Origin of the sequence: Bradyrhizobium sp. Mp27, from assembly GCF_029953005.1 — a bacterium.
Classification (GTDB): domain Bacteria; phylum Pseudomonadota; class Alphaproteobacteria; order Rhizobiales; family Xanthobacteraceae; genus Bradyrhizobium; species Bradyrhizobium barranii.
Map to the genome: position 1 here is coordinate 1 of NZ_JASAUS010000246.1, position 7,276 is coordinate 7,276.

2 protein-coding genes and 3 pseudogenes are annotated in these 7,276 nt (G+C 60.0%); 3 read left to right on the forward strand and 2 right to left on the reverse strand.

The annotated features are described in order from the left end of the window. Nucleotides 1–294 (reverse strand): annotated as a pseudogene (locus QJT78_RS46770) (hypothetical protein); the annotation flags it as partial. Nucleotides 295–401: 107 nt separating this feature from the next. Here QJT78_RS46770 and QJT78_RS46775 point away from each other — a divergent pair. Both QJT78_RS46775 and QJT78_RS46780 read left to right on the forward strand, forming a co-directional pair. After that, nucleotides 402–2,264 carry an NEL-type E3 ubiquitin ligase domain-containing protein gene (locus QJT78_RS46775; RefSeq protein WP_028154325.1) on the forward strand — a complete coding sequence of 621 codons (1,863 nt, stop codon included), beginning with the start codon at nucleotides 402–404 and terminating at the stop codon, nucleotides 2,262–2,264. A 151-nt stretch (nucleotides 2,265–2,415) separates the two neighbouring features. After that, a pseudogene (locus QJT78_RS46780) lies at nucleotides 2,416–2,628 on the forward strand (IS110 family transposase); the annotation flags it as partial. A gap of 2 nt (nucleotides 2,629–2,630) precedes the next feature. On the opposite strand, the pseudogene QJT78_RS46785 reads toward QJT78_RS46780, so the two are convergent. After that, a pseudogene (locus tag QJT78_RS46785) lies at nucleotides 2,631–2,850 on the reverse strand (transposase); the annotation flags it as partial. A gap of 675 nt (nucleotides 2,851–3,525) precedes the next feature. Here QJT78_RS46785 and QJT78_RS46790 point away from each other — a divergent pair. Next, nucleotides 3,526–7,276: hypothetical protein (locus QJT78_RS46790; RefSeq protein WP_281460701.1), on the forward strand; the 3,751-nt coding region annotated here is incomplete at its 3' end.

Below are 7,276 nucleotides of genomic sequence, written 5' to 3' on the forward strand. Positions count from 1 at the left end.
CACGGTTTCATAGGTCACGCCAATGCCACGCGCCGCCAGCATTTCCTCGACCATGCGCAAGCTTAAGGGAAACCGGAAATACAACCAAACGGCATAGCTGATCACTTCCGGCGGGAAGCGATGGCGGCGGTAACAGAGGGTCCTTGGCAGTCCGCATGCCGCTCGTCTACCCCCTCCGCCGCTCCAATTCGTTAACTTGACGGTACTCTCGGACCTCATCTGGCTCAAGCCGAAAGGCTGCACCGAATCGAAGCCGAACTCCTTCACAAATTGCGCAGATCGCTTCCTCAACATGGTTCAACGCTCGTCAGCTCGACGTAAGCTGAATGTCTTAGATGCTGCAACGTTCGATGTGGGCCGAGAGGTCGCCATAATTTGCTCAGTCCGACAAGGAGCAGGAAATGGATCCCTTTGATGCAGGGCAGGCTCAGCGCGGTAATGGCAGCACCGAATCTTCCGGCCGCGAGGACCGGGAAGGTGAGGAGGCGCAGTGGGTTGGAGTCTTGACCCACGCGGTGCTCGCCGCTGACGATCCGGCAAATCTCGGGGATTCTGCTCCTGCGGAGGGGGGGCACGACCAGATGCTGGAGGAGTGGGCTGCCGAAGAGGGGCAGAACCCGCTCGAGGATCGACAAGAGGCTGTAAGGCGAGTGAATGCTTGGAATCAGGGCGAGCTGAATCTTGCAATGCTGCGTCTCACCAGCCTGCCTCCACTTCCAGCCGGGCTCCACTCGCTCGACGCGTCCTTCAACCGGCTGACCAGTCTGCCCGAGACTCTCCCTGACGCGCTCAATTCGCTCAATGTTAATGGGAATCAGTTGGTCAGCTTGCCCGCGCTTCCGGCCGAGCTCGCCTTGCTGGACGTGTGGAGCAATCGGCTCACCAGCCTGCCTGAGACCCTCCCGGCCGCGCTCGAGGGCCTCAACGTCGGCAACAACCAATTGACGAGCCTGCCCGAGGCCCTCCCGGCCAGGCTCGAAAGCCTTGACGTTAGTGTAAACCAATTGACGAGCCTGCCCGAGACTCTCCCGGCCAGTCTCGGAAGCCTTGACGTTGGTGTAAACCAATTGACGAGCCTGCCCGAGACTCTCCCGACCAGTCTCGGAAGACTTTACCTTAACGATAACCAGCTAACCAGCCTACCCACGGGCTTGCTAACGCAGTTGGGGGCTGCTGCGGAGGTGGTTGTGTCTGGCAATCCGCTGCCCCAGGAGATGCTGATGAACCTGGACACAATCCAAAGTACCGATGGGTATGCCGGCCCGAGGGTCGTCTTTGATTTGTCTGAGACGCACGAAGATCAGTGGGAGGACGCCGCCGTTGCGCCGTTTCCTCTCGAGACAGTAGCTGCGGAGTCTCTTCCCGAGGCAGTAGCGGACTGGCTCAACGGGGATCCGAAGGAGGGCGATCCCGAGGTGGTGGCCAAGTGGCAGAGCTTTGCAGAAGAGCCCGGTGCCCAGCAATACGCAGACTTCCTCAACGGGCTGCGGAATACCGTGAACTCTGGGAACGAAGGATTCCAGCAGGGGGTGGCCAATGATCTGCGGCAGGCAGCGGCCAACCCGCAATTGCGCGCGCAGTACTTCCAGCTTGCTCTTGACGCCAACGAGAGCTGCGCGGATCGCAGAACTTTGACCTGGAACGGCATGCAAACCGCGCGCCTGATCGCCAACGTCGAGAACGGGCTCTATGACAATAACGAGGGGGTAGCGGCCCTCGTTGATCTAGGCCGTGTCATGTTCCGCTTGGAGGCACTGGGGGGGATCGCGCGCGAGAAGGTCCAATCGCTCCGCACAGGCGGCACCATCAACAACGTCGACGAAATCGAGGTCTACCTTGCCTATCAGGCCACGCTGCGCGAGCGGCTGGGGCTGCAGCACATCGCCCCGGACATGAACTACTTCTACGACTCTCACCTCACCGAGGAAGACATTGACAGGGCTGAGACGTCTGTGCGGAGCAAGGAGGCGACGGGGTTCGCCGACTATTTGGCGACGGACTGGAAACCTTGGGACGATGTGGTGCTCCGCATTGAACCGGAACACCATGCCACGATGGAGGAAAAGCTCGCCGATGCCTTGGAGGAGGAGTTCCCGGGCCGACTGAAGCAAAAGCTCGTTGAAGCGGGACTGATCGGCGCTGAGGCCGATGTCGTTGCGGATGCCGAGCGGGAGTTCGGACCCCAGGTCAGCAAGGACATCGCTCGCGAGATCAAGGGTGCTCTGAGGGACACGGTGCTCAACAAACGCGGCCTCAGTCTGTGAAGCGGCGTCTGCTGCTTGACCACGCGGTCCTTCATCCAGATCGAAGGATCAAGCAACTGCCTGAGCGAGGTATTGGTTCAACCGCAGCGGCGGAAACTGAAAACTGCGACGGCTGATCAGCCATTATGCTGTGAAGCGGCAGTAGTGCTTTGGCAAGACCAAGGCCGTGACCGCCACGGCCCGGAAGATCGCAGTTCTGTTCTACAATGCTGTGCGATACGGAATGGACTATGTCGATCCCGGGGCCTCGTCCTACGAGACGCGCTACCGGACGCGAGTGGTCAACAATTTGTAGCGGCGTGCCAAGGCATTCGGCTTTGTTCTCCTGCCCTTGGAGCCGAAAGTAGATGCTGCCGTTTCTTAGGAATCGTTCTCAAGCGTCAGCTCCCCGATCTTGGCGTGCAGCGTTTTCACGTCCACCGCGGGCTCGCTCGTTCTGTTGCCACCGCGAGGACCAAAGACCTCGGCCGCCGCTTCCTGAAGCTGGGACTTCCACTGCGTGATCTGGTTCGGATGCACGTCGAAATGCTCAGCCAGCTCGGCCAGCGTCATCTCGCCCTTGATCCTTGATCGCCGCTAACGCCACCTTGGCCTTGAATGCGAGTGCGTGTGTGAATGCGGATCGAAATTTGACCCCTCAATCAGTCCATCTCGTGGGCTAACGTCTTGATTCTTCAAGTGCCGGAAAAGTGACCCCGGCGCCGATCGGCGTCGGACCCCCGCGCCGATTCACAGAAGCATGCGAAAACCATCGAGGCTCGCGGCGGAGACGTTGTCCAGCCGCATCAAGAAGCCGGATATACGTCAGTAGTTGTGGCCGTCGATCCTGATCAAGTCGGTCGTTGCAATCGGGCGGGGTCCATATGGGGTCCGGACGCCGATCGGCGTCCCAAGTGCTTGATGGGTCAATGTTCAGCGTCGATTCACAAAGATGTTGGCTGGAGATAGTCCTCGCCGCGAAAGCTGGCCGTACGCCTCACCGATGAGGAGCAGTATTTTGTCTCTGAATCTTCGGTCTATCGGCTGTTGACGGCGAAGCGCGCAGGCACATGCGCCATGCTGTCTTGGCGCGGCAATTGTCGTCATCAGGTTCTCGACAGCTTCCCCATTTAAGTTTAACAAACATACAGGGCTGATCCCCTTGGAAGAACATCCGCTGCCGATGCTCACGGTGCGTGCCTGCCGGCGCTGTAAAGGGCGGTTTGTTGCTGATTGCCGGCATGTCAGATCGATAGCCCAGGTTCATATTTGAGGAGGACGGATGGATTTCCCCTCGACCAAGTCGGTGCATGAACAATCGGGCAGCACGGGTCCGCAAGAGAGCTCACCCGCGGCTCCGTCTGCAGCCGCGGCGACCTTTGAGCGGCAATTGAGAGAGATCAGCAGGTCAGGTGTGGGTGGTGGAGCAATGCCGGCCGCCGCTGCGCTGCAGCCGGCTCAATCAACGGAGGTTTTGATAGGGAGGCAGTGCAATCAGATCCTTTACTCCGAGGATGCTCGCCTTATCTCGGGGCTTGAGAAGGCCCTTACGAAGGGCGGGGCCGCCAAAGGCACCACCAATAACTATTTACGTGTTCTTCGCGGCTTTGGCCATTGGCTCTCCGCAAATAACAAAAAGGGCATCTCTGCTCGGCTCGACGACAAAAAATCGCTGTCTCAAGATGCGCGCGAGTTCAGCGGAGAGGGTGAGCCCTGGAAACTTCTTACAGCAATAGGTCATCTCCGAAATTCGCAGTCGACCGGCGAAGTCGTGCCGATCACACGCCACGTTGAGGTAAATCCTTATCAGCAGGACGCGGAACTCATCAAAGAGTACCAAAACGAAGTAGCGTCAGAGATGGGCAAGAGGGATGCAACCGCTCTTCGCAATTTCAGCGACTACCTGCGTGACAACAACAAGAAGGGTATTGTTGGTCGGCTTCGCGGCGAGTTGTTAAATGAAGATGTTAAGAGCTATAAGAAAGTCTCCGCTTTTCGTTCGAAAATCGGTGTCGCGCTGGATCGTCTCCGAAAATCGTCGGCCGGCGCTAAGGCGATGGATCTCGAGCGCAATATTGATCCCGAAGACGCGGCCCTGAAGGAGTCGAGGCAGGTCGGCGACGCCGCTGCGCAGCACAGTTCGTCGCAGAAAGCTGGCAGTTGGCCAGAGGAATTGCTTCCTGCGGAAGGCCATGATCAGAATTTGCTTTTGGGGCCGATGGACGAACCCGGCGCGTCGTCCTCGGCGCCGCAGCCGACTCAGTCAACTGGGATTTTGAGAGGGAGGAGGAGACGGCCTCTTTATCCCGAGGATGCTGCCCTTATTTCGGGGCTTGAGAAGGCCCTCATCAAGGGCGGGGCCGCCGAAGGCACCGCCAAGGACCATGTACGTACTCTTCTCAGCTTTGGCCAGAGGCTCTACGCAAATAACAAAGATCCCATTGCTGCTCGGCTCGACGACGAAGAGTCACTGACCGCTGATGCGCGCGAGTTGTTCGAAAAGCGTCCCGCGACACTCCATAGGGCAATAGACCATCTCAGGACCTCGCGGTCGACGGGCGGAATCGTGCCGATCGCAGGCCGCACTGAGTTGCATCCTTATCCCCAGGACGCGGCACTCATCAAAGAGTACAAAAACGAAGCAGCGACAGATACCGGCAAGAAGGATGCAAGCAGGAAGGATGCAACTGCTCTTCGCAGTTTCAGCGACTACCTGCGTGACAACAACAGGCCGGGCATTGCTGCTGGGCTCGGCACGTCGTTTGATGGAGATGTCGAGAGCTATAGGAAGGTCGCCGGTGCTGATTCCAGGATTGGTGCCGCACTGGCTCGTCTCCGAAAATCGCAGGCCGGCGCTGAGGCGATGGAGCACGAGCGCCATATTGATCCCGAAGAGGCGGCCCTGAGGGAGTCGAGGCGGGTCGGCGACGCCGCTGCGCAGCACATTGCGTCGCAGAAGGGTGGCAGTTGGCCAGAGGAATTGCTTCCTGCGGAAGGCCATGATCAGGATTTGCTTTTGGGGCTGATGGATGAACCCGGCCCGTCGTCCTCGGCGCCGCAGTCGGCTCAGTCAACTTGGATTGTGATAGGGAAGAGGAAGCAGCCTCTTTATTCCGTGGATGCTCCCCTTATTTCGGGGCTTGAGAGGGCCCTCATCAAGGGCGGGTTCAGCAAATCCGCTGCCGAGCAGCACGGAGGTTCTCTTCGTAGCTTTAGCCGTTGGCTTTTCGCAAAAGAAAAACCGAGCATTCGTGATCGGCTCGACAATAAGTCGCTGACCGATGGCGGTGAGGTGCTCGAGTTCACCGGAGAGGGTAATCCAAAGAGACTCGTTCAGGCAATCGACTATCTCCGGACCTTGCGGTCGACGGGCGAAGTGCCGATCTCACGACGCGCTAAGCTGAATCCTCACCCCCAGAACGTGGCCTTTATCAATCCCGAAGACACGGTACTGATGGAGCCGAGGCGCGTCGACGCCGCCGCTGCGCAGCACAGCGCGTCGCAGGAAACTGGCCGTCGGCCAGAGGAGCTTCCCGCGGAAGGCCGCGATCAGGATTTGCTTTTGGGGCTGATGGACGAACCCCGCTCGTCGTCATCTCTCGAGCCAGCCGCGCGCCATGACCAGGCACCGGATCCCGGAGAGCCCGACCGCCAGCAGTCCCCGGACGAGCCGATGGCTGCGCTTGCCAGGAGCAACCGCCTGCCAAGCGAGGAGGTCCTCATCAACGATGAGCATGACACAGCTGAGTTGAGGCCAGCGAAGAGGCAGAGGACCCTAAACAATCCGCAAGGCGTTGCCGGCGAGCGGCAGCTGAGCGAGATCGCCAATTCAGGCGGCCAGCCGACACCGGCGCCTACCCATCAACAGGGTACGTCGTCATGGGAGACGCAGCCGATGCTGCTGCGGAGCGGCTACGAAGATGTCACGGCGCCGCATGCGGTCGCGACGTACGTCGGGGGCGCCGCTGCGCAGCACAGCGCGCGGCAGCGAGCTGTCAGTCGGCCATTGGTCCTCCCGGAAGGTTACGATCAGGATCTGCGCTTAATGGTGGAAGACGGCCCATCGTGGCCCGAGGTTCCTCCTGAGCAGGCGCAGGACATAGTCCAAGCTGGGCAGGAACCTGCCTGGCCGACCGTGGAAGCAGCGCCAACGCACTCTGCCAGGGCTCGCTCAAATACCTACGGCGGTATTGAGGTGTCGTTTAATCCGAATTCGCCCGCATCATTTGAGTTGCGTGACAATGCTTGGAGCCCGGCGCCTGGCTTTCCGCCGCCGTTTGCCGGGCCGGTACCGGGGCATCACCAGGGCGCTCGACAGCTCGGCTCGCCGCAGGGGCTTTCTCCGGTGTCCGCCCACTCGGACGATGACGCTTTGGCGTGGTTGAGCGAGGAGCTTGCGCGGCAGATGCAAGAACCGGCATCACCATCAACTGCCAGGGCTCAGGATCTCTATCGTGAGTTTGAGGCACTGCTTGATCCGGATGCGGCCGAGTTGGATGACAGTGCTCACTTTGCGCCAGCGCCTTCTGCCAGGGCTCGCTCAGACACCTACGGCGGTCTTGAGGTATCGTTTAATCCGAATTCGCCCACATCATTTGAGTTGCGCGACAATGCTTGGAGCCGGGCGCCTGGCTTTCCGCCGCCGTCTGCCGGGCCGGTACCGGGGCATCACCAGGGCGCTCGACAGCTCGGCTCGCCGCAGGGGCTTTCTCCGGTGTCCGCCCACTCGGACGATGACGCTTTGGCGTGGTTGAGCGAGGAGCTTGCGCGGCAGATGCAAGAACCGGCATCACCATCAACTGCCGGGGCTCAGGATCTCTATCGTGGGTTTGGGGCACTGCTTGATCCGGATGCGGCCGAGTTGGATGACAGTGCTCACTTTGCGCCAGCGCCTTCTGCCAGGGCTCGTTCAGACACCTACGACGGTCTTCCATTGGTTGATCTGACCGCGCCCGCACCGTCCCCATTGCGCGACGATATCGTGCGGCGGTTTCCGATCACCTCCTCCGATGCTCAGATCGGGGCGTTGAATC

Excerpts from the sequence above, each read along its gene's own strand:
- QJT78_RS46775 (WP_028154325.1), top strand. The coding sequence starts at position 402 with ATGGATCCCTTTGATGCAGGGCAGGCTCAGCGCGGTAATGGCAGCACC.